We start from the raw sequence: 20,541 nt of genomic DNA, 5'->3' as shown, positions 1-20,541 counted from the left end.
GTCTGTGCTTACTGGTTGCCGCAGGTCGACGCGGTGGTCGCGTCGAGCCAGGGCAGGTCGTGCCCCATACGGTCCCGCTTGGTGCGCAGGTACCGCAGATTGTGTTCACCGGCCTGGACGGGCATGGGTTCGCGCCCGGTGATACCGAGCCCGTGCCGTACGAGCGCGGCGGTCTTGTCGGGGTTGTTGGTCATCAGCCGGAGCGTGCGGACGCCGAGGTCCTCGAGGATCTGGGCACCCGCCGCGTAGTCCCTGGCATCGGCCGGCAGGCCGAGCTCGAGATTGGCGTCGAGGGTGTCGGAGCCCCGCTCCTGGAGTTCGTACGCCCGCAGCTTGGACAGCAGGCCGATGCCACGGCCCTCGTGACCGCGCAGATAGACGACGATGCCGCGGCCCTCGGTCGTGATGCGTTCCATCGAGGCGTGCAGCTGGGGGCCGCAGTCGCAGCGCTGGGACTGGAAGATGTCCCCCGTCAGGCACTCGGAGTGGACCCGGACGAGGACGTCCTGGCCGTCGCCGATGTCCCCGTGGACGAGTGCGACGTGCTCGACGCCGTCGACGGTGGAGCGGTAGCCGAACGCGGTGAACGCGCCGAACGCGGTCGGCAGCCGTACCTCCGCCTCACGGCGGACGGTCGGTTCCGAGCTGCGCCGGTAGGCGATCAGGTCCTCGATGGAAATGATCGTCAATCCGTGCTTGCGGGCGAACGGGACGAGCTCGGGCAGCCTGAGCATCACCCCGTCCTCGCCGGCGATCTCGACGATCGCCCCTGCGGGGCGCAGCCCGGCGAGCCGGGCGAGGTCCACCGCGGCCTCGGTGTGGCCGTTGCGGACGAGGACACCGCCGGAGCGGGCGCGCAGCGGGAAGATGTGGCCGGGCCGGACGAAGTCGCCGGGGCCCGCCCTGCCGCCCGCCAGCATCCGCAGTGTGGTGGCCCGGTCGGCGGCGGAGATCCCGGTGGTCACACCGTGCGCGGCCGAGGCGTCGACGGAGACGGTGAAGGCGGTCTTCATCGACTCGGTGTTGTTGTCGACCATCTGCGGGAGCTCGAGCCGTTCCAGCTCGTCGTTCTCCATGGGCGCGCAGATCAGCCCACGGCACTCGCTCATCATGAACGCGACGATCTCGGGGGTCGCCTTCTCGGCGGCGATGACGAGGTCGCCCTCGTTCTCCCGGTCCTCGTCGTCGACGACCACGACGGGTCGGCCGGCGGCGATGTCGCGGATCGCCTGCTCCACGGGGTCGAGGGAGAGGTCCTCGGCCGTGCGGTCGTGCAACCAGGTGGGCTGGGCAGTCATGCCGTGGCTCCTTCCAGAGCGGGTGACCGCGTACGCAGCCACCAGTCGCGCATGCCCCACAGGACGAGGGCGCCGTAGACGACGTAGATGAGACCGGAGAAGGCGAGTCCGCTGTGGAAGTTGAGCGGTACGCCGACGAGGTCGACGAGCAGCCACGCGAACCAGAACTCGACCATGCCGCGGGCCTGGGCCAGCATCGCGACGAGCGTGCCGGCGAAGATGTACGCGTCCGCCCACGGGCTCCAGGAGAGCGAGGGGAAGGCGGTGAACAGGCCGCCGACCGCGAGGGTGCCGACCGCGGCGCCGCCCGCCAGGTACGCCCGCTCGCGCCAGGTGGCGAAGCGCACGGCGATGGAGCCGTCCTGGGCCTGCTGCCTGCCGCGGGTCCACTGCTGCCAGCCCCATACGGCGACGGCGATGACGATCAGCTGCTTGCCGACGCTCCCCGCCTGCTGCACGGAGACGTTGGCGGCGACCAGGACGACGCCGGACAGGAGCTGGGCGGGCCAGGTCCAGACCGAGCGGAGCCAGCCCAGGGCCAGGGCTATCAGACCGATCGTGTTGCCGATCAGGTCCGACCAGATGATGTGCTGGCCGAAGGCGGTGAACGCCTCCGAGTTCAGCCAGTCCAGGGCGCTCATGCGACCGGCCCTCCGGCTTCCGGCGCGGCCGTCCCGCCGAGCAGGCGCTCGACGTACTTCGCGATGACGTCCACTTCGAGGTTGACCGGGTCGCCGGGCTCCTTCACGCCCAGTGTGGTCAGCGCGAGGGTGGTCGGGATGAGGCTGATGGTGAAGTAGTCGGGGCCCGCGTCGACGACGGTCAGGCTCACGCCGTCGACCGTGATCGAGCCCTTCTCCACCACGTAGCGGGTGAGATCGGCGGGCAGGGAGATCTTCACGATCTCCCAGTTCTCGGAGATCTTGCGCTCGATGATGCGGCCCGTGCCGTCGACGTGGCCCTGGACGATGTGTCCGCCGAGCCGGCCGCCGAGCGCCATGGGGCGCTCCAGGTTGACCCGGGAGCCCGTCTCGAGTGCTCCGAGGCTGGAGCGGTTCAGCGTCTCGGCCATCACGTCGGCGGTGAACTCGTGTTCGCCGAGGTCCACGACGGTGAGGCAGACGCCGTTGACGGCGATGGAGTCGCCGTGCTTGGCGCCTTCGGTGACAACGGGGCCGCGCAGTCGGAAGCGGGAGGCGTCGCCGAGTTTCTCGACGGCGGTGACCTCACCCAGTTCTTCGACAATTCCGGTGAACACTCAGTTTCCCTTCCGAGCAGGGACGGGGACGGCGGTGATGCGCAGATCGGGGCCGATACGGACGGTCTCGGTCACATCGAGGCGCAACGCCTGGGAGATGGTGGTGATTCCGGCGTCGGCGAGGGCTGCCGGGCCCGCGCCGAGGAGGACCGGGGCGAGATAGCCGACGACCTTGTCGACTGCTCCCGCGGCGACGAAGGAACCGGCGAGGACCGGTCCGCCTTCGAGCAGTACGGAGCGGATACCGCGCCCGTGCAGGGCCGTGAGCAGGGACGGGATGTCCAGGCCGGGGCCGGTGGCGGCGCGGGGCAGCCGGAGCACGGTGTCTTCGGGGAGGTGTGCGGTGTCGGCGTCGCCGGCGACCGCGATCAGGGTGGGCGCCGTGCCGTCGAGCACCCGGGAGCCGGCCCGTACGGCGGTGGCGCCCGTGTCGACGACCACCCGGAGCGGCTGGTCGGCGCCTTCGATGCCGCGTACCGCGAGCTGGGGGTCGTCGGTGCGGGCCGTGCCGGCACCGACCACGACGGCGTCGGCCTCGGCACGCAGCCGGTGGACGTCGGCGCGGGACTCGGCCGAGGTGATCCAGCGGCTCGTGGCGTCCGCGGCGGCGATCCGGCCGTCGAGGGTCGCCGCGTACTTCCACAGGACGTACGGGCGGCCGAGCCGCACGGAGGTCAGCCAGGCCGTGTTGCCCGCCTCGGCCTCTTCGGCGAGGAGGCCCTGCTCCACCTGGATCCCGGCGGCGCGCAGGGTGTCTGCGCCCCCGGTGGCCTGCGGGTTCGGGTCACCGACGGCGTACACCACCCGCTCGACACCGGCTGCCACGAGGGCTTGCGCGCAGGGACCGGTGCGTCCGGTGTGGTTGCAGGGTTCGAGGGTGACGTAGGCGGTGCCGCCCCTGGCCTTCCCACCGGCCTCGCGCAGGGCGTGGATCTCGGCGTGCGGCCCGCCGGCGCGCCGGTGGAAACCCTCGCCGGCCGGCTGTCCGGAGGCGTCGAGAATCACGCACCCGACAACCGGGTTGGGGCTGGTGGAGCCGAGTCCGCGGGCTGCGAGCGTGATCGCTCGCCGCATGGCGGTGATATCGGCTGCGGTGGCCACCGGGTCCTCCTGCCTCTTAGGGCACGGACTCCGGGGCCTGTCGATGACGACAGATGAAGCGGAACGCAACAGGGGAACGCCGAGCCGGGGGCACGGATGCGTGGTCCCGGAAGATCCCGGAACGCATCCGCCCGAAGCGGCGTATCTGTGACGGACCGCCGCGCACTGCCTCCCATCCGGACTTTCACCGTCGGTCCAGGAATCTCACCTGGTCAACCGGCCGCTGGATGCGGACGGGTCGCGGACTATAACCGCCGGTTCGGAATTACACCGACCCCGGAGTGCGCTGCTACTGGTACAGCACACATTCTGCCACGGCTGGACTTCGGCCATGCGGGTGCGCCCTGTGGGGTGGATCACAGACAGCTACCGGGCGCCACCCGGAGCGAACAGAGCCTCCTGCGCGGCCTCGCGCGCGGCGAGCAGCGCGCCGCGCAGGACGGCGCCGCCGCCCAGCTCCCCCGCCCTGACCTCCGTGGGCAGGGGCGACATACGGGCGAGCCGTTCCTCGACCCGTGCGGCGAGCGTGTCGCCGCCCGCCCTGCCGACCTCGCCGGCCAGGACGAGGCAGCCGGGGTCGAGCACCGAGACGACGGCTGCGGCACCGAGCGCGATCCGGTCGGCGAGCGCCTCCAGGAAGGCATCGCCCTCCGGGCCGTCCGCGGCCAGCGCGGCGCGGACGACGGACGCGGCGGCGAGGTACTGCTCCTGCTCCCCGTCGCCCGCGGGGCCCTGCGCCTTGATGCCGTGGTCGGCCGCCAGTTCGCAGACGGCGACGGAGCCGGCCAGCGAGTGGTAGCCGCCGTCGCAATTGAGTGCCGAGGGCACCCTGCTGGTGCCGGGTACGGGCAGGAATCCGATCTCGCCCGCCCCGCCGGACGCGCCGCGGCGCAGCTTGCCGTCCAGCATGACGGCGGCTCCGATGCCATGGCCGAGCCAGAGCAGGACGAAGGTGTCGCGGTCGCGTGCGGCGCCGATGCGGTGTTCGGCGACGGCCGCCAGATTGGTCTCGTTCTCCACGAGGACGGTCGCGGGCAGCCGCTGCTGGAGCACCTTGACCAGCCCGCGGTGCCAGGCCGGGAGGCCTGTCGTGTCACGGAGTTCGCCGGAGACGGGGTCGATGAGGCCGGGGGCTCCGATGCCGACGCTGTGCAGTGGGGCGGTTCCCGCGGCGCGGGCGGTGCGCTCCAGCAGGGCGACGGCCTGTTCCACCGCGGGCTCGGTCGCGGTGTCGCTGCCGATCGGCAGGGTGGCCTCGGCGAGCGTGACACCGAGCAGATCGGCCACGACCACGGCGACGCTGTCGGTGCGTACGTCGAGAGCGGCCAGGTGCGCGCGGTCGGCCACGATCCCGTACAGCCGGGCATTGGGACCCCGGCGGTCCGATCCGCTCTCGCCGACGACCCTGACCAGACCGGCGTCCTGCAGCCGTTCGACCAGGTCGGCGACCGTGGGGCGGGACAGTCCGGTCAGGGTCTTGAGCTGAGTGGCCGTCAGCGGGCCGTCCTGCTGGAGCAGTCGCAGGGCGAGCCGGTCGTTGATGGCCCGGGCTGTGCTCGGGGATGCGGGCATGCCGGGATCCTTCCAGATCGCTGCCGGTCCGCCGTGGTGGACTATTTATCAGGCAGGGTTCCTGATAGTTTACGGGCCGCACCGCGCGGACGGGCACCCGAGTGGCCGGTCGGCGAGGATTTCCAGGGGAGGGCACGGCGTGATGACGATGGATCCAAAGGTCCGGGTGTTCGGCACGGAGCAGGTCAGGCGGGCCAGGTACGCGGTCGCCGCGGTCTTCGCCGTGCACGGAGCGGTGACCGGCAGCTTCGCGACCCGGGTCCCCTGGATCCAGGACCATGCCTCGGTGAGCGCCGGACAGCTCGGCCTCGCCCTCGCCTTCCCGGCCATCGGCGCGTCCCTGGCCATGCCGCTGGCCGGCCGGGTCAGCCACCGGTTCGGCGCACGGACCGCCCTGCGCGGGCTGCTGGCGCTCTGGACACTGGCGCTGATCCTTCCGGCCCTGGCCCCGAACCTGTTCACGCTCTGCGCCGCGCTCTTCGTGTACGGGGCGACCGCCGGGATGTCGGACGTCGCCATGAACGCGCTCGGCGTCGAGGTGGAGAACCGGCTCAACAAGTCGATCATGTCCGGACTGCACGGCTGGTGGAGCGTGGGCGCGCTGGTCGGTTCCGCGGCCGGCACGGTCGCCGCGCACATCGGCGCCGACGCCCGGCTCCATCACACCCTGGCCGCGCTCGTGCTCACCGTGCTCGGCCTGATCGCGTGCCGGCACGTGCTCGACCTGCACAGCGAGCCGGACGAGGAGCCGCCGCCGCGCTTCACCCTGCCGCCGAAGTCCGCGCTGGTCATCGGCGCGGTGGGTTTCTGCGCCGTGTTCGCCGAGGGGGCGAGCCTGGACTGGTCGGCGGTCTACCTCCGGGACATCACGGGCAGTTCCGCCGGGCTCGCCGCGGCGTCGACGACCGCGTTCGCCCTGACGATGGCGATCGCCCGGATCGCCGGCGACCGCGTCGTCGACCGGTTCGGCGCGGTGCGGACCGTACGGGTCGGCGGCGTACTGGCCACCGTCGGCGGGCTGCTGGTGGTCCTGGCGCCGAACGCGGCGCTGGCCCTGTGCGGCTTCGGCCTGCTGGGGCTGGGCGTCGCGGTCGTCGTGCCGCTGGCGTTCGCCGCGGCCGGGCGCAGCGGGGACAACCCGAGCCGGGCCATCGCGGGCGTCGCGACCATCACCTACACCTCGGGGCTCATCGCCCCGTCCGCGATCGGCTCCCTGGCGGAGGCGACCTCGCTGCTGGTGTCGTTCGGCCTCGTGACGGTGCTGGCCTTCGGACTGGTGCTGGGCGCCGGGGTGCTGAGGGCCGGCGATCGCAAGGTGGCGGAGGGCGCCACGCCCGACGCGGCACCCGCCACGGCACCGTCCGGGAGCACCGCCGCCCAGTGACACCGGGCGGCGTACGGACCCCGCGGACGGCGCGGGGCCCGTACCCCTCAGGTCAGCCGGCGATCGAGTCGAGCTGTTCGGCGGCGGGGCGCAGGGCCCACAGGTCACCGTTAGGGGGAGCTTCGAGGCGGGGAACCGCCGCCCGGGCCTGCCGGTCGCCCGCGTCGGCGGCCGCGTGCACGATGTCGCTCGCCGCGTACCGGTAGAACTCCAGCTCGGGGTGCGGCCACGGGGCGGACCCGGTCGCGGCGGGCAGCAGGTAGCGCACGGCCTTGAACAGGCTCTGCCCCTGCGGTCCTTCGTAGTCCCAGAGGTCCACCCCTACGTGTCTGCCGATGGCGGCGAGCCGGGTGTAGGCGACCAGGTCGAAGGTCGAGTAGTGCCAGCTCCTGGTGCGTGCGAGCTCCTGGGGCTGGCTGCCGTCCTCGCCGATCTGCGGGTCGATCCGCAGGGCCCGCGCGTCCAGGACGGTTCTGCGGGCGAGTTCGCGGTCGCCGGTGGCGAGGGCCAGTCCGGCGATCTGCATGTCCTGGAAGGTGCCGTGGTTGTTCTTCGCGGCGGACTCCTGCTTGCCGAACTCCGAGTTCACCAGCCAGTCCAGGAAGTCGGTGTTCCAGGCCCGCATGGCGGCCCGGTCGCCCGTGGACCAGCCGGGTGCTCCGGCGTCGAGCAGGGCGACGGCGTCGAGCACGCTGGTGTACTGCTGCGAGAAGTCGATGATCCCGATGGCCCGGCCGTCGTACTTGCAGGGGATGAACTGCCCGTGGTCGAGGTTCGGGTTCATCCGGGTCGCCGGGTCGAGGAACCAGGTGCGCAGGATGTCCCCGGCGTGCTCGGCGTACCGCTCGCGGCCCGTGTAGTACCAGGCGAGGCTGAGCGAGGTGACCGAGTTGAAGACCTTGCCGACGTCGGGGCGGTCGGTGCCGGTGTCGACCTCGGGATTGCGCTCGCCGTCCCGCTGGACGTACGGGCAGCCCCAGGGGTTCTCCTCGGTTCGCGGCTGGGACGGCCACCAGTAGGGCGCCTGGCTGAGGTAGTCGTGGACATCCCCGCCGGGTGCCGGTTCGGGCTTGTCGACCACCGTCCACGGGCCCTGGCCGAGCCAGCCGTCCGCCTGCGCGGTGAGCTTCTCGACAGCCCGGCGGAGCGCCGGATCGCCCCGGTCGAGCCGGTCCTTGGTCCGCTGCATGCGCTGACCGTCGATCACCACGGTCCTGGGCGGCGCGGCGTGCGGACGATCGCCCCGCGCGGTGGCCGCGGCCGGTGAGGCGGTGGGTACGAGTGCGGCGCCCAGTGCGGTCACGGTGGCGAGCAGCACACCGAGGCGTCGACGGCGTCTTCCGTTCATCGAGCACTCCTCAATTTCAGGTATGTGAACACTGTTCATGAGCAGGACCGTGCGAGCGTAGATGTGACTGTTCGGGCTGACAATGCTTCGCGCACGATTCACGGATGGGACCCGTCGGGCCGTCAGGGTGCACCGGTGCCGGGACGGGCCGGCGGCGGTGGCCCGCTCGCGGCGGCACTAACATGACGCTGATCATCTCCGCGGGTGGACACACCGCACACACATGACAGGGAGCGACCATGGGCCTCGGCGTGCGCTGGACCTTGCACGGCGACGGGAAGACCCCCGAACCGGGGGCCGTGGTCCGCCCCGACGAACGGCTCTCCTGGCCCCGGACCTTCGGACTCGGCGCCCAGCACGTGGTGGCCATGTTCGGTGCGTCGTTCGTCGCGCCCGTCCTGATGGGCCTGGACCCGAACCTCGCCATCATGATGTCCGGTGTCGCGACCGCCATCTTCCTGCTGGCCACGCGCGGCAGGGTCCCCAGCTACCTGGGCTGCTCGCTCTCCTTCGTGGGGGTCGCCGCCACGATCCGGGCCGGCGGAGGCAGCAGTGCCACCGTCACCGGCGCGGTTCTCGTGGTCGGTGCCGTGCTGTTCCTGGCGGGGCTCGCCGTGCAGCGGTTCGGCGCGCGGATCATCCACGCAGCCATGCCTCCGGTGGTGACCGGCGCCGTCGTCATGCTGATCGGCTTCAACCTCGCCCCGGTCACCGCGTCGACGTACTGGCCGCAGGACCAGTGGACGGCTCTGCTCGTCATGCTGTTCACCGGACTGGCCGTGGTCTGTCTGCGCGGCTTCCTCTCCCGTATCGCGATCTTCCTCGGGCTCGTCTTCGGCTACGTCCTGTCCTGGGTGCTCGACCGGATCTTCGGGAAGATCCACTCACCGGCCGGCGGCCCCGAGGCCGTCGACCACTGGCGGCTGAACCTGTCCGCGGTGGGCGACGCCGACTGGGTCGGGCTCCCGTCCTTCCACGCGCCGAGCTTCGAGTGGTCGGCGATCCTGGTCGCGCTGCCCGTCGTGATCGCCCTGATCGCCGAGAACGCGGGGCATGTGAAGGCTGTCGGCGAGATGACCGGCGAGTCCCTCGACGACAAGCTGGGCACGGCGATCGCGGCCGACGGCGCCGCGTCGATGCTGTCCACCGCCGTCGGCGGCCCGCCGAACACCACGTACTCCGAGAACATCGGCGTGATGGCCGCGACCCGCGTCTACTCCACCGCCGCCTACTGGGCCGCCGCGTGCTTCGCGCTGCTCTTCGGCCTGTGCCCCAAGTTCGGGGCGGTCGTCGCCGCGATCCCCGGCGGTGTACTCGGCGGCATCACCGTCATCCTCTACGGCATGATCGGCCTCCTGGGGGCCCAGATCTGGACGAACGCCAAGGTCGATCTGCGCAATCCGCTGAATCTCGTACCGGCCGCGGCGGGCATCATCATCGGCATCGGCGGGGTCAGCCTGAAGATCTCCGACGACTTCGAACTGAGCGGCATCGCGCTCGGCACCATCGTCGTGATCACCGGCTACCACGTGCTGCGGGCCTTCGCCCCCGCCCACCTCAAGACCCAGGAGCCCCTGCTGGACTCGGGCACCTCCGCGTACGACGAGGAATCGCCCGAGCGCTGAGGCTCAGCCGGTCGCCAGGGCGTAGGCGTAGTCCGGGGTGAAGGATCCGGCCGCGCCCTTGCAGCCGTCGGACTCCCCCGGCAGCTTCACCCACAGGTAGGCGTCGATCCGGGACGCGCCGGTCCTCGTCGTCGGGGTCCGGCCGAGAGCCCTGCCCCCCGGGTCGCACCAGTCACCGGCCTGCGGCGCCCCGTTGCCGTTGCGGCTGGTGTCGATGACCGCGCCGAGGCGGGCCGGGCCGCCGAGGGCAGCCAGTACCCGGCGGGCATAGGCCGCTTCGTCCGCCGTGCTGTGGAAGTTCGACACATTGGTGAAGATGCCGTCCCCGCTGGTGGCGGCGCCCGCCTCCTTGAGCGCCGCTGCCTGCTTGGCGGCGGCGTGCCAGCCGGAGTGCCCACCGTCGAAGTAGACCCTGGCCCGCGGGTTCGCGGCGTGCAGGGTACGGCCCGCTCTGGCCAGCGACGCGAAGCGGGCTGCCCGCTGCCCGGCCGAGAGGCAGTCCGAGAGCGCGATCGCGTCCGGCTCCAGGATCACGATCACCGGTCCGCTGCCCAGCCCTTCGGCGAACCTGTCCATCCACGTGTCGTACGCCGCCAGTCCGGGCGCCCCTCCCTCGGAGGCTCCGCCGCAGTCCCGGTCGGGTATCGCGTAGGGCACGAGCACGGGAGTGCGGCCCGCGGCCGCGGCGCCCGACGTCACGCCGCGGACCTGCGCGGTCACCGCCGACGGGTTGTAGGCAGCGAACCAGACCGCGGCCGGCTGGGCCGCGATCCGGGACTCGATGAGCGGACGGCGCGGATCGTCCCGGTGGCCGCGGACCCAGTCCAGGACCTGCGACTCGGAGTGGCGGTAGAGCCCTGCGACCGTCGCGGTTCGCTGCGGGGACTTCTTCTCCGGCGGCGCCGGAGCGGCTCTCTTCACGGCCGTCCGGGAAGGACTCGGCGAGGCGGAGGGGGACACGGTGCCCGGTGACGCGGTGGGCACCGCGGGCAGCGGTTCCAGGACCGGCGAAACGGTCGTGTCGGGGCGGGCGGTCGTCCGCTCGCCCTCCCCCGCGACTGCGGTGATCACGCCGGTCGCCGTGCCGACGGCGACCACGGCCGATGCGGCGACCGCCATGGCGTGCCGGCGTGCGGTACGCCTCCGCTGTCTGGTCTCGGTCCTGCGTTGTGCGCGTGCGCCCGACACTGTTCGTTCCTCTCCCCCGGCGCCCCTCGTTCGTCCGTTCCGATGAACCTCCGGCCGGTCGGCGCCGTGGCGAGCCTACGGCTGGGACGCTGCCCGCATGGCCCAGTTCGAGCAGTTCGCAGACCCGGCCGGCGCATCCTGCCCACGCGCGGACGGTGCGGTGGCCGATGTGGGCACGGTGATCGAGCGGATGCGCACCTACCGCTCCCACTGGCCGCCGGGGGACGGCGTAGCCGTGTTCAATCAGGTCTATCTGACGGTCACGGAGGCCGTCGGCGGGCGGATCCAGGGCGGTTCCTTCCCGGACCGGGACACCGTGTCCGCCCTGGATGTGCGGTTCGCCGAGCACTATCTGGGCGCCGTCGACACCGCCGCGGCGGGCGGTCGGCCGCCCGCCTGCTGGCGTCCGCTGTTCCAGTTCCGGCGCCATCCCGGCGTACGCCCGCTGCAGTTCGCGCTCGCCGGTATCAATGCGCACATCGGTCACGATCTCGCGGTGGCCGTGGTGGACACCTGTCGTACGCTCGGCTGCGCTCCGGCGGACCTGGAGGAGGAGTTCGACCGGGTGGGAGATCTCCTCGTGATGCTGGAGGAGCAGATCCGCGAAGAACTGATGCCGGGTCCCGACCTGCTGGAGGTCGCCGACCCTCTCACGCATCTGGCGGGTTCCTGGAGCTTGGAGAGGGCCCGTGAGGCCTCGTGGTCGGCGGCGCGGATGCTGTGGCGACTGCGTGGAGTACCGCTGCTGGCCGAGGAGTTCAGGGCGCGTACGGATGCGGGGATCGGCCTGGTGGGGCGGATTCTGCTCACCCCGTGCCGCTGATCCCGTTCACCCGGACGGCGGGTCATACCCTGGGGTGTCCCTCGACCTCTTCCCTGCGGAGCTCCTCATGTCCGATCCGGCCGGCCGCCCCCGCGTGGTCGTCTCCGTACCCCCGCACCTGCGCGCCGAGTTCTTCACCGCCGAGGTCTGGCAGCAGCTGGACACGGCGGCCGAGCTGACCGTCCTGGACGAGCACCGGGACCGTACGGCGCTGGCCGCGGCCCTCCCCGGGGCACGGGCACTCATCACCTCGTGGCGCAGTCCGCGCGTCGACGCCCAACTCCTGGACTCCGCGGATGGGTTGGAGCTCGTCGCGCACACGGGCTCGGCCGTGGCCCCGTACGTCGACGAGGAGGTGTTCCGGCGCGGCATCCATGTCACGCAGGCGGGCGACGAGATGGCGCGGCCGGTGGCCGAGGTGGCCCTCGCGTTCACCCTGTCCCTGCTGCACCGCATCCACCGCTTCGATCACGCCCTGCACGGCGGCGCGACGTGGGCCGAGGCCGTCGAGGCACCGCCGTCACATGAGATCCACGGCAGCGACATCGGGGTGATCGGCGCGTCCCGCACCGGTCGCGCGTACATCGCCATGGTGCGGGCGATGGGGGCGCGGGTCCGTGTCACCGACCCGTTCCTGTCCGAAGCGGACGCGGTGGCGCTCGGGGTGGAGTCCGTGCCGCTGGAGGAGCTGCTCACGCGGAGCAGGATCGTCGCCGCGCACGCCCCCGTGACCGAGCAGACGCACCGGATGATCGGTGCCGCCCAGCTGGCGCTGATGCCGGACGGCGCGGGCCTGGTGAACACCGCCCGGGCCTGGCTGGTCGACGAGAAGGCACTGCTCGCGGAGCTGGACTCGGGGCGGCTGGACGCGGCGATCGACGTGTTCGACGAGGAGCCGCTCCCGGTGGACCACCCCTTCCGCACCCTGCCGAACGTGCTGCTGACCCCGCATCGGGCCGCCGGCAGCGTCGAGGTCAGGCAGCGGCTCGGGGCGAGCGCCGTCGGGGAGGTCGTGCGGCTGCTCGCCGGGCAGCCACTGCTCCACACGGTGACCGCCGACGCCCTGGAACGCCTGCGCTGACGGCCGGGCCGGCGGGGCTCAGTCCTCCGGAAGCTCGACCGGCGCGATCTCGTCGAAGACATCGCCGGGGCCGGGGTTCGTCGGGTCCGTGGCGCCGCCGAACTGGCTCATGACACCCCATACGGCGTTGAGCGCGGTCTGCACGGCGCCCTCGGCCCAGCCGGCCGTCCACGAGATGTCGTCGCCTGCCAGGAAGAGGCCCCGCTTGTCCGAGGGCAGCCGGTCCTGCATGAAGTGGGTGAACAGGCGCCGCTGATAGCGGTAGTGGCCCGGCAGGTTGGCCTTGAACGCGCCCATGAAGTAGGGCTCGTTCTCCCAGGAGACGGTGACCGGGTTGCCGATGATGTGCTTGCGGATGTCGACCTTGGGATAGATCTCGCCGAGCGACTTGAGCATGACGTCCATGCGCTCCTTCGGGGAGAGCGGCAGCCACTTCAGGCTGTCGTCGCACCACGTGTAGGAGAGGCAGATGACGGCCGGCTTGCCGGGTCCGTCGTCCAGGAGGTACGTGCCCCGGGTCATCCGGTCCGTGAGCGTCATCGACATGGTGTCGCGGCCGGTCGCTTCGTCCTTGTCCAGCCAGAACGGCCGGTCGACGGGCACGAACAGTTTGGACGACTCCATGTAGTGGGTGCGCTCCATCGCCGTCCAGTGGTCGATCGGGAAGAGCGCGTCGTCGCAGGCGATCTTGGAGAGCAGCAGCCAGGACTGCCCGGTGAAGACCGCGGCCCGGTAGGAGCGGATGTCGCCGGTGGCGTCCGTGACCGTGATCCTGTTGCCCGCGGTGCGGTCCAGGCGGGTCACTGCGGGGCGCGGCTGCCCGTCGTGCAGGGAGGCCAGCGACGTACCGAGCGGCCAGTGGACGATCTTGCGCGGTTCGCGGTCCCACAGGCGCAGCGGCAGCTGCTGGCTGCCGCCGACGATCCCGCGGTGGTGGTCGTCGGCCTCGGTGTAGACGACGCGGAGGATCTCCAGGATGGAGTTGGGGAAGTCGGTGTCCCAGCCGCCGGTCCCGAAGCCGACCTGGCCGAAGATCTCGCGGTGCCGGAAGGACTTGAAGGCGTCCGAGGCGCAGAGGAACCCGTAGAAGGTCTGGTTGTCGAGCTTCTCGACGAGCTTCGCCCAGATCTCGCGGATGCGCGGGACATCGCGCTCGCGCATGGCCCTGTTCATGTCGGAGAAGTCGGCGCCCTCTTCCAGGCACGAGTTCCAGGCGTCCATCACGTCGCGGTAGACCTGCGGCAGATCGGCGATGGTCTCGGCGTAGTGGGACTCGCCCTTGAGGTCGACGACGGTCGACGGAGTGGCCGGGGAGAGCGGGTTGGGGAACGGCTCGGTCTCCAGGCCCACCAGGTCGATGTAGTGCTGCAGCGCCGTGGACGAGGGCGGGAAGCGCATGGCGCCCATCTCGGCGGTCAGCGAGGGGTCGCAGCCCTCGAAGCCGACCGTACGCAGCCGGCCGCCGATCTGGTCCGCCTCGTAGACGACGGGCCGCAGCCCCATCTTCATCAGTTCGTACGCGGCGATGATGCCGGAGAGACCGCCGCCGATGACGGCGACCTCGGATCCGTGCTCGGTCGCCGGTATCTGGCCGATGCCCGCCGGGTGCGTGAGGAAGTCGTCGTACGCGTAGGGGAAGTCCGGCCCGAACATGGTGATCGGCGGCTGCGCGTCGGTGTGCTGGACGGCGTTGGGCACCGTGGACGTCATGGGGTACGGACTCCTTGCACAGGTGAGAAGGGGGACGAAGGGGAGGGCTCGGGTCAGGCGAGGGAGCCGTACAGACCGGGACGGCGGTCCTTCAGATACGGGTTGGCCGCCCGCGAGGCGCCGAGGAACCCGGGGTCCACCTCACCGATGACGAGCTCCTCGCCGCGGCCGGCACGGGTCCGCACGGTGCCGTCGGGGCCCGCCAGGCAGCTCAGCCCGACGAACTCGAACTCGCCCTCCGGACCGGTCCTGTTGACGTACGCGACGTACATCTGGCTCTCGAAGGCACGGACCGGGACCACCGACTCGGCGACGAACTGGAAGGGGTGCATCTGCGCGGTCGGCACCAGCAGCAGACCGGTCCCGGCCAGGGCGTGTGCCCGGACGTTCTCCGGGAACTCGACGTCGTAGCAGATCAGCACGCCGATCCGGACGCCGTCGAGGTCGGCCTGCACCACGGCCTGCTCGCCGGGGGTGAACCACTTCTGCTCGAAGCTGCCGAACAGATGGGTCTTGCGGTAGTTCGCGAGGGCGGTCCCGTCCGGGCCGATGAGCTGCGCCGCGTTGAAGATCAGCTCGCCGTCGCGCTCCGGGTAGCCGTACAGGACGGCGATGCCGTGCCGCGCGCAGAGCTCGGCGACCGCCTGCGCTCCGGGGCCGTCCGCGGGTTCGGCGAGCGTGGGGACGGCGTCGCCGACGGCGTATCCGGTGAGGAAGAGTTCCGGGCAGACGAGCAGTCGGGCACCTGCCTCGGCGGCGCGTCCTGCGGCCTCGTCGAGCACCTTGATGTTCTCGTCCACGGAGCCGGGTCGTCCGGAGCTCTGGAGCAGGGCGGTACGCAGCGGCGGCATGGCTGACCTCGGGCAGTGCGGGCGGAGTACGGGGAGACGTATTGAAGGTACGGGGCGCCGATCGGGCCGGACAAGGCGCGAGTGTTGCGCACACACCATCGATTTATTGCGTCGGACAGGGCTGTCGCGGTGATTCGTTGCGTAGGGCGTCGACGCAGGTCAGAAGGGTGATTTCGGTCTCCCGTACGAGCGGGGCCGGCCCCGGGCAGCCTCAGGCGGGCGAGCCCGAGGCGTACCGTCGCAGCAGCGGGGACAGGACGAGCACCGACTTGGTGCGCTCCACGTACGGCTCGCCCGCGATGCGCTCGAGCACCTGCTCGAAGTGCCGCATGTCGGCGGCGAAGACCTGCACGATCGCGTCGGCGTCTCCCGTCACGGTGGACGCGGACGCGATCTCCGGATAGCGGGCGAGGCCCTGCTTGATCGCTTCCGGTGCGGTGTTGCGGCTGCAGTAGATCTCGATGAAGCCCTCGGTGTGCCAGCCGAGCGCCGCCGGGTCCACCCGCACGGTGAAGCCCGTGATGGCGCCCTCGGCGCGCAGCCGGTCCACGCGGCGTTTCACGGCGGGGGCGGACAGTCCGATGATCGCGCCGATGTCGGCGTAACTGCGCCGGGCGTCTTCGGCAAGGGCGTGGACGATGCGTTCGTCGAGGTCGTTCAGGCGCACTTCAGAGGGATCACTTCTCTGCGACGGTCGGATTCGGGGGCGGCACGGGCCGCCCCCGAAGTAGACCACGCGCGCCCGCGCGGGGCGCGCTCACCGCGGAGGGCTGCCGGTCAGAAGGGGAACTGCGAGCGGCCGTGCTGCACCGAGATCCACTTCTGGGTGGTGAAGGCCTCGATCGTCGAGTCGCCGTTCAGTCGTCCCAGGCCCGAGGCCTTCTCGCCGCCGAAGGGGACGATGGGCTCGTCGTGGACCGTGCCGTCGTTGATGTGGATCATGCCGGTGCGGATGCGCTGCCCCACGCGCACCCCTCGCTCGATGTTCCCGGTGTGCACCGCGCCGCTCAGCCCGTACGGGGTGTCGTTGGCGATCCGGACCGCCTCGTCCTCGCCGTCGAAGGGCACGAGGAGGGCGACGGGCCCGAAGATCTCCTGCTGCAGGACGGGGGAATCGGCGGCTATCGCGGTCAGCACGGAGGGGCTCACGAGGTTGCCCTCGGCCCGGCCGTGCAGCAGCGCCGTCGCGCCGGCCTCCACGGTCTGGTCGACGATCTTGGACACCGCTTCGGCCTGCGAGGAGTTGATCAGCGGGCCGATCTGGGTCGAGGGGTCGGACGGGTCCCCGACGCGCAGGGAGGCGACCTTGGCGACGAACTTCTCGGTGAACTCCTTCTCGATCGCGCGGTCGATCAGGATCCGGTTGGCGGCCATGCACACCTGGCCCTGGTGCACGTACCGGCTGAAGACGGCCGCGTCGACGGCGTAGTCCACATCGGCGTCGTCGAGGACGATCAGCGCGCTGTTCCCGCCGAGTTCGAGCACGGACTGCTTGAAGTGGGACGCGCACACCGTCGCGACGTGGCGTCCCACCTTGTCGGAACCGGTGAAGGAGATGAGCCGCGGGACGGGGTGCTCCAGCAGCGCGTCGCCGATCTCGGCGATGTCGGTGACCACGACGTTCAGCAGCCCGGCCGGCAGACCGGCGTCCTCGAACACCTTGGCCAGCAGCGTGCCGCCGCAGATCGGCGTGTTCTGGTGGGGCTTGAGGACGACGGCGTTACCGAGGGCCAGTGCGGGCGCGACCGACTTGAGCGACAGCAGGAAGGGGAAGTTGAAGGGGCTGATGACACCCACGACGCCGACGGGCACGCGGTAGACACGGTTCTCCTTGCCCTCGGTCGGCGAGGGCAGGATCTGCCCGGAGGGCCGCAGTGCGAGCTGAACGGCCTCGCGCAGGAACTCCTTGGCGAGGTGCAGTTCGAATGCGGCCTTCAGCCGGGTGCCGCCGAGCTCCGCGACGATCGCATCGGAGATCTCGGGCTCGCGCTCCTCGACGATCCGCAGCGCCTTCTCCAGTACGGCCCGGCGGGTGTAGGGATTGGTGTCCGCCCATTCCTGCTGGGCCCGCTCGGCCGCGCGGTAGGCCTGGTCGACCTCGGCCGCCGTGGCGACGGTGATGGCCGCGAGCTTCTCACCGTTGTACGGGTTGAAGTCGATGATGTCCCAGGACCCCTTCCCCGGCCTCCACTCGCCGTCGATGTACTGGTGGGCCAGGTCAGTGAAGAAGGACATGAGATCCCTTACCGCAGAGAGGCGGGCAGCTGATTGCGACTCATATTACTTACAATTCAACAGAGTTGAAGATGGTCAATTGTGCCCGACAGTCGACTAGAAGCGGTCGTATTCAGTCATCCAACGACACCTGAACACACAGGTGCCCCTCCCGGCACGAACTCCCGGGAGGGGCACCTGTGATGCGTGGACCGCTCGGTCAACTCCAGCTGGCGTGGAGCGGCTTGCCCTCCGCGTATCCCGCGGCGCTCTGCACACCCACGATGGCCTTCTCGGCGAACTCCTCGAGGGAGGCCGCACCCGCGTAGGTGCAGGACGAACGCACACCGGCGATGATCGAGTCGATCAGGTCCTCCACACCGGGGCGCGCCGGGTCCAGGAACATCCGCGAGGTGGAGATGCCCTCCTCGAACAGCCCCTTGCGAGCCCGGTCGTAGGCGGACTCCTCCGACGTGCGGTTCTTCACCGCGCGCGCGGAGGCCATCCCGAAGGACTCCTTGTAGTAACGGCCGTCCGCGGACTGCTGGAGGTCACCGGGCGACTCGTACGTGCCGGCGAACCAGGAGCCGATCATCACGTTCGACGCGCCGGCGGCGAGCGCCATGGCGACATCGCGCGGGTGGCGGACGCCTCCGTCCGCCCAGACGTGCTTGCCGTGCTTGCGGGCCTCGGCCGCGCACTCGAGCACGGCGGAGAACTGGGGCCTGCCCACACCGGTCATCATCCGGGTGGTGCACATGGCGCCGGGGCCGACCCCGACCTTGATGATGTCCGCGCCGGCCTCGATCAGGTCGCGCACGCCTTCGGCCGCGACGACGTTGCCCGCCACGATCGGCACGCGCGGGTCGAGCGCCCGCACCGCGGCGACCGCGCTGATCATGGACTCCTGGTGGCCGTGCGCGGTGTCGACGACGAGCGTGTCCACGCCCGCGTCGAGGAGCTGCTTGGCCTTGCCCGCGACATCGCCGTTGATTCCGACGGCCGCGGCGATGCGCAGCCTGCCCTCGGAGTCCGTCGCCGGGGTGTACAGCGTCGCGCGCAGCGCGGCCTTGCGGGTGAGGATGCCGACGAGCCTGCCGTCCGCGTCGACCGCGGGGGCGAGCTTGCGGTTGGCGCCGTCGAGCTTGCCGAAGGCGTCGCGGGGGTCGATGTCCGCGTCGAGCAGCACCAGGTCCTTGGACATGACCTCGGACAGCTGCGTGAAGCGGTCGACACCGGTCAGGTCGTGGTCGGTGACGACACCGACCGGCCTGCGCTCGGCGTCGACGACGACACCCGCTCCGTGGGCCCGCTTGTGCAGCAGGGACAGGGCGTCGGCAACGGTCTGGCCCGGGGACAGCTCGATGGGCGTGTCGAGCACGAGGTGGCGCGTCTTGACCCAGCTGATGACCTCGGTGACCACCTCGATCGGGATGTCCTGGGGGATGACGACCAGTCCGCCGCGGCGGGCGATCGTCTCCGCCATCCGGCGCCCCGCGATCGCGGTCATGTTCGCGACGACGAGCGGGATGGTGGTGCCGGTGCCGTCGGGCGAGGAGAGGTCCACGGCCTGCCGGGAACCGACCGCGGAGCGGCCGGGGACCATGAAGACATCGTCGTACGTGAGGTCGTAGGGGACCGAGGGGGACGCCGTGTAGCGACCGGTGCCGGGCTCAAGAAAACGCATAACACTCATTTTTTCATACGAAACGGTGCAGGTCGTTTCCACGAAGACACAGCAATGGACCCCCGCGTTCGTGAGTTCCTCCAAGGAGGTGCTCCGGGGGGCCTGGCAAGTGGAACCTGCCTTACTCGAAGACCCTACCCGAACGCCTTTCAACCATTCGTGATCACGATCCCTGGACCGGGTGACAGGGGGTCAGGTAGCTTCAAATCCGCAGGTCTCGGGGGTGACCGCGACACCGTGCACGAGAGCGCGGCGAAACCCGTCACGTCTGTGGCCGGAGAGGATTCGGATCCGTCTGTGGAGAGCGAACTGCCCGACATCTACTGCCCGTTCCCTCAGCGGACGAACCCGCACGTAGGGCAGACGCGCGAGCACATCGACGCGTGGACGCGCCGCACCGGACTGGTGCACCGGGAGTCAGCGAGGCGTCGTTTCGAGCAGGCCGACTTCGGCGCGTTCGTCGGCATGGTCTACCCGACGGCAGGCAGTGAGCACCTCGACCTGGTCGCCGACTGGTTCGTATGGCTCTTCCTCGTCGACGACCAGCTGGACGACGGCCACCTCGGCCGCAACCCCGAACGGGTACGCGACGTGGTGGCCCGGATGCGCTCCGTGGTGGAGGGAGCGGCTCCCGGCCCCCTGCCGGGCGAGGAGCCGCCCGCCGCCGTCGTCGCCCTGGCCGATCTGTGGGAACGCACGATCCCGCAGGCGGCCCCGCACTGGCGCACACGTTTCGCCTGGCACCTCATGACGTACCTGATGACCGCCACCACCTGGGAGGCCGGGAACCGGGCCGACGGCGTCGTGCCGGCCGAGGAGACCTATGTGGCCCAGCGCCGGCACACCGGGGCGATCCATGTGTGCATGGACCTGATAGAGATCGTGGCGGGCATCGAGGCGCCCGAGTCGGTCCACAACGACCCGCGGTTCATCACGGCTCTGGAAGCCTCGTGCAACGTCGTCTGCTGGGCCAACGACGTGTACTCCTTCGAGAAGGAACAGGTGCTCGGCGAGATCCACAATCTCGTTCACCTCGTACGACACCACCGGGGCTACGGGGAGCAGCAGGCACTCGACCACGTGTGCGCCGAGATAGCCACCGAGACCGAGCGCTTCCTCACGGCCGAGGACGAGCTGCTCGACATGTATCCGCAGCTGTCCGCGCTGCTCGTCCCCTATCTCGACGGGATGCGGAGCTGGATGCGCGGCAATCTGGACTGGTCCCGGCAGACCCCCCGCTACAACCCGGCGGACGTCAGCCAGTACGCGGAGCCCGCGGAGTATCTGGAGGAGACCGTCCTCGGCGTGGCCGCGGACCCTGCGGGATCGAGCGCGTCCGACGGGCAGCGGAGCCGGTAGACGAACGGAGGCCGGGCACCTGTGCGGTGCCCGGCCTCCGTC

17 protein-coding genes and 1 riboswitch are annotated in these 20,541 nt (G+C 70.9%); of the genes, 5 read left to right on the top strand and 12 right to left on the bottom strand.

Annotation, left to right across the window (positions count from 1 at the left end; all coding sequences use genetic code 11):
• Positions 1 to 8 precede the first annotated feature (8 nt).
• The 5 genes from ACFQ6X_RS20585 to ACFQ6X_RS20565 all read right to left on the bottom strand — a co-directional run bounded on the left by ACFQ6X_RS20585 (position 9) and on the right by ACFQ6X_RS20565 (position 5,229).
• The gene (locus tag ACFQ6X_RS20585) at positions 9 to 1,298 is read right to left on the bottom strand and encodes a bifunctional 3,4-dihydroxy-2-butanone-4-phosphate synthase/GTP cyclohydrolase II (RefSeq protein ID WP_383183360.1); all 1,290 of its coding nucleotides are present in this window, start codon (positions 1,296 to 1,298) and stop codon (positions 9 to 11) included.
• The gene (locus ACFQ6X_RS20580; RefSeq protein ID WP_383183358.1) at positions 1,295 to 1,939 is read right to left on the bottom strand and encodes a nicotinamide riboside transporter PnuC; all 645 of its coding nucleotides are present in this window, start codon (positions 1,937 to 1,939) and stop codon (positions 1,295 to 1,297) included. The genes ACFQ6X_RS20585 and ACFQ6X_RS20580 overlap by 4 nt, the downstream gene beginning before the upstream one ends.
• On the bottom strand, positions 1,936 to 2,556 hold the full coding sequence (locus ACFQ6X_RS20575; RefSeq protein ID WP_329213005.1) for a riboflavin synthase: 621 nt from the start codon (positions 2,554 to 2,556) through the stop codon (positions 1,936 to 1,938). The genes ACFQ6X_RS20580 and ACFQ6X_RS20575 overlap by 4 nt, the downstream gene beginning before the upstream one ends.
• On the bottom strand, positions 2,557 to 3,657 hold the full coding sequence (ribD, locus tag ACFQ6X_RS20570) for a bifunctional diaminohydroxyphosphoribosylaminopyrimidine deaminase/5-amino-6-(5-phosphoribosylamino)uracil reductase RibD (protein WP_383183356.1): 1,101 nt from the start codon (positions 3,655 to 3,657) through the stop codon (positions 2,557 to 2,559).
• A 158-nt stretch (positions 3,658 to 3,815) separates the two neighbouring features.
• A riboswitch (FMN riboswitch) is annotated at positions 3,816 to 3,946 on the bottom strand.
• A gap of 77 nt (positions 3,947 to 4,023) precedes the next feature.
• A complete protein-coding gene (locus tag ACFQ6X_RS20565) occupies positions 4,024 to 5,229 on the bottom strand; it encodes an ROK family transcriptional regulator (protein WP_383183354.1) in 1,206 nt (401 codons plus the stop codon).
• Positions 5,230 to 5,371: 142 nt separating this feature from the next.
• Here ACFQ6X_RS20565 and ACFQ6X_RS20560 point away from each other — a divergent pair, with 142 nt between their 5' ends.
• A complete protein-coding gene (locus tag ACFQ6X_RS20560) occupies positions 5,372 to 6,613 on the top strand; it encodes an MFS transporter (RefSeq protein ID WP_383183352.1) in 1,242 nt (413 codons plus the stop codon).
• Between the two features lie 52 nt (positions 6,614 to 6,665).
• Here the strand turns inward: ACFQ6X_RS20560 and ACFQ6X_RS20555 are convergent, their stop codons facing one another.
• The gene (locus tag ACFQ6X_RS20555; RefSeq protein ID WP_383183350.1) at positions 6,666 to 7,961 is read right to left on the bottom strand and encodes an alginate lyase family protein; all 1,296 of its coding nucleotides are present in this window, start codon (positions 7,959 to 7,961) and stop codon (positions 6,666 to 6,668) included.
• Between the two features lie 239 nt (positions 7,962 to 8,200).
• Here ACFQ6X_RS20555 and ACFQ6X_RS20550 point away from each other — a divergent pair, with 239 nt between their 5' ends.
• Positions 8,201 to 9,586, top strand: coding sequence for a uracil-xanthine permease family protein (locus ACFQ6X_RS20550; protein WP_383183348.1), 1,386 nt, complete (start codon positions 8,201 to 8,203; stop codon positions 9,584 to 9,586).
• 3 nt (positions 9,587 to 9,589) lie between these two features.
• Here ACFQ6X_RS20550 and ACFQ6X_RS20545 read toward each other — a convergent pair whose 3' ends face one another.
• Positions 9,590 to 10,705, bottom strand: coding sequence for a glycoside hydrolase family 6 protein (locus ACFQ6X_RS20545; protein ID WP_383183346.1), 1,116 nt, complete (start codon positions 10,703 to 10,705; stop codon positions 9,590 to 9,592).
• Between the two features lie 166 nt (positions 10,706 to 10,871).
• On the opposite strand from ACFQ6X_RS20545, the gene ACFQ6X_RS20540 reads away from it, so the two are divergent.
• Together ACFQ6X_RS20540 and ACFQ6X_RS20535 are read left to right on the top strand one after the other, a co-directional pair.
• A complete protein-coding gene (locus ACFQ6X_RS20540) occupies positions 10,872 to 11,597 on the top strand; it encodes a DUF5995 family protein (RefSeq protein ID WP_383183344.1) in 726 nt (241 codons plus the stop codon).
• A gap of 67 nt (positions 11,598 to 11,664) precedes the next feature.
• Positions 11,665 to 12,678: a hydroxyacid dehydrogenase gene (locus ACFQ6X_RS20535; protein WP_383183342.1), complete on the top strand. Its 1,014-nt coding sequence runs from the start codon at positions 11,665 to 11,667 to the stop codon at positions 12,676 to 12,678.
• 18 nt (positions 12,679 to 12,696) lie between these two features.
• Here ACFQ6X_RS20535 and ACFQ6X_RS20530 read toward each other — a convergent pair whose 3' ends face one another.
• From ACFQ6X_RS20530 to ACFQ6X_RS20510, 5 genes are all read right to left on the bottom strand, one after another.
• On the bottom strand, positions 12,697 to 14,388 hold the full coding sequence (locus tag ACFQ6X_RS20530) for an NAD(P)/FAD-dependent oxidoreductase (protein ID WP_329212987.1): 1,692 nt from the start codon (positions 14,386 to 14,388) through the stop codon (positions 12,697 to 12,699).
• Positions 14,389 to 14,441: 53 nt separating this feature from the next.
• On the bottom strand, positions 14,442 to 15,239 hold the full coding sequence (locus ACFQ6X_RS20525; RefSeq protein ID WP_383183340.1) for a carbon-nitrogen hydrolase family protein: 798 nt from the start codon (positions 15,237 to 15,239) through the stop codon (positions 14,442 to 14,444).
• Between the two features lie 211 nt (positions 15,240 to 15,450).
• The gene (locus tag ACFQ6X_RS20520; RefSeq protein ID WP_329212983.1) at positions 15,451 to 15,906 is read right to left on the bottom strand and encodes an Lrp/AsnC family transcriptional regulator; all 456 of its coding nucleotides are present in this window, start codon (positions 15,904 to 15,906) and stop codon (positions 15,451 to 15,453) included.
• 110 nt (positions 15,907 to 16,016) lie between these two features.
• Complete coding sequence (locus ACFQ6X_RS20515) at positions 16,017 to 17,474, bottom strand: aldehyde dehydrogenase family protein (RefSeq protein ID WP_383183337.1); 1,458 nt, start codon at positions 17,472 to 17,474, stop codon at positions 16,017 to 16,019.
• A gap of 199 nt (positions 17,475 to 17,673) precedes the next feature.
• Complete coding sequence (locus tag ACFQ6X_RS20510; RefSeq protein WP_329212979.1) at positions 17,674 to 19,140, bottom strand: GuaB1 family IMP dehydrogenase-related protein; 1,467 nt, start codon at positions 19,138 to 19,140, stop codon at positions 17,674 to 17,676.
• A 297-nt stretch (positions 19,141 to 19,437) separates the two neighbouring features.
• Between ACFQ6X_RS20510 and ACFQ6X_RS20505 the strand changes: the two genes are divergently transcribed.
• Positions 19,438 to 20,499, top strand: a complete 1,062-nt coding sequence (locus ACFQ6X_RS20505) for a terpene cyclase (protein ID WP_383183335.1) — start codon at positions 19,438 to 19,440, stop codon at positions 20,497 to 20,499.
• Positions 20,500 to 20,541 lie beyond the last annotated feature (42 nt).

Source organism: Streptomyces sp. NPDC056452 (assembly GCF_042796085.1).
In the GTDB taxonomy this organism is placed as follows: domain Bacteria; phylum Actinomycetota; class Actinomycetes; order Streptomycetales; family Streptomycetaceae; genus Streptomyces.
The sequence above is the reverse complement of the archived record's forward strand: the minus strand, read 5'-3'. Positions and strand labels throughout refer to the sequence as shown.

Coding starts and splice junctions, on each gene's coding strand:
- ACFQ6X_RS20550 (WP_383183348.1), top strand. CDS start 8,201: ATGGGCCTCGGCGTGCGCTGGACCTTGCACGGCGACGGGAAGACCCCC.
- ACFQ6X_RS20515 (WP_383183337.1), bottom strand. CDS start 17,474: ATGTCCTTCTTCACTGACCTGGCCCACCAGTACATCGACGGCGAGTGG.
- ACFQ6X_RS20510 (WP_329212979.1), bottom strand. CDS start 19,140: ATGCGTTTTCTTGAGCCCGGCACCGGTCGCTACACGGCGTCCCCCTCG.
- ACFQ6X_RS20540 (WP_383183344.1), top strand. CDS start 10,872: ATGGCCCAGTTCGAGCAGTTCGCAGACCCGGCCGGCGCATCCTGCCCA.
- ACFQ6X_RS20530 (WP_329212987.1), bottom strand. CDS start 14,388: ATGACGTCCACGGTGCCCAACGCCGTCCAGCACACCGACGCGCAGCCG.
- ACFQ6X_RS20555 (WP_383183350.1), bottom strand. CDS start 7,961: ATGAACGGAAGACGCCGTCGACGCCTCGGTGTGCTGCTCGCCACCGTG.
- ACFQ6X_RS20565 (WP_383183354.1), bottom strand. CDS start 5,229: ATGCCCGCATCCCCGAGCACAGCCCGGGCCATCAACGACCGGCTCGCC.
- ACFQ6X_RS20580 (WP_383183358.1), bottom strand. CDS start 1,939: ATGAGCGCCCTGGACTGGCTGAACTCGGAGGCGTTCACCGCCTTCGGC.
- ACFQ6X_RS20585 (WP_383183360.1), bottom strand. CDS start 1,298: ATGACTGCCCAGCCCACCTGGTTGCACGACCGCACGGCCGAGGACCTC.
- ACFQ6X_RS20525 (WP_383183340.1), bottom strand. CDS start 15,239: ATGCCGCCGCTGCGTACCGCCCTGCTCCAGAGCTCCGGACGACCCGGC.
- ACFQ6X_RS20560 (WP_383183352.1), top strand. CDS start 5,372: ATGACGATGGATCCAAAGGTCCGGGTGTTCGGCACGGAGCAGGTCAGG.
- ACFQ6X_RS20545 (WP_383183346.1), bottom strand. CDS start 10,705: ATGGCGGTCGCCGCATCGGCCGTGGTCGCCGTCGGCACGGCGACCGGC.
- ACFQ6X_RS20535 (WP_383183342.1), top strand. CDS start 11,665: ATGTCCGATCCGGCCGGCCGCCCCCGCGTGGTCGTCTCCGTACCCCCG.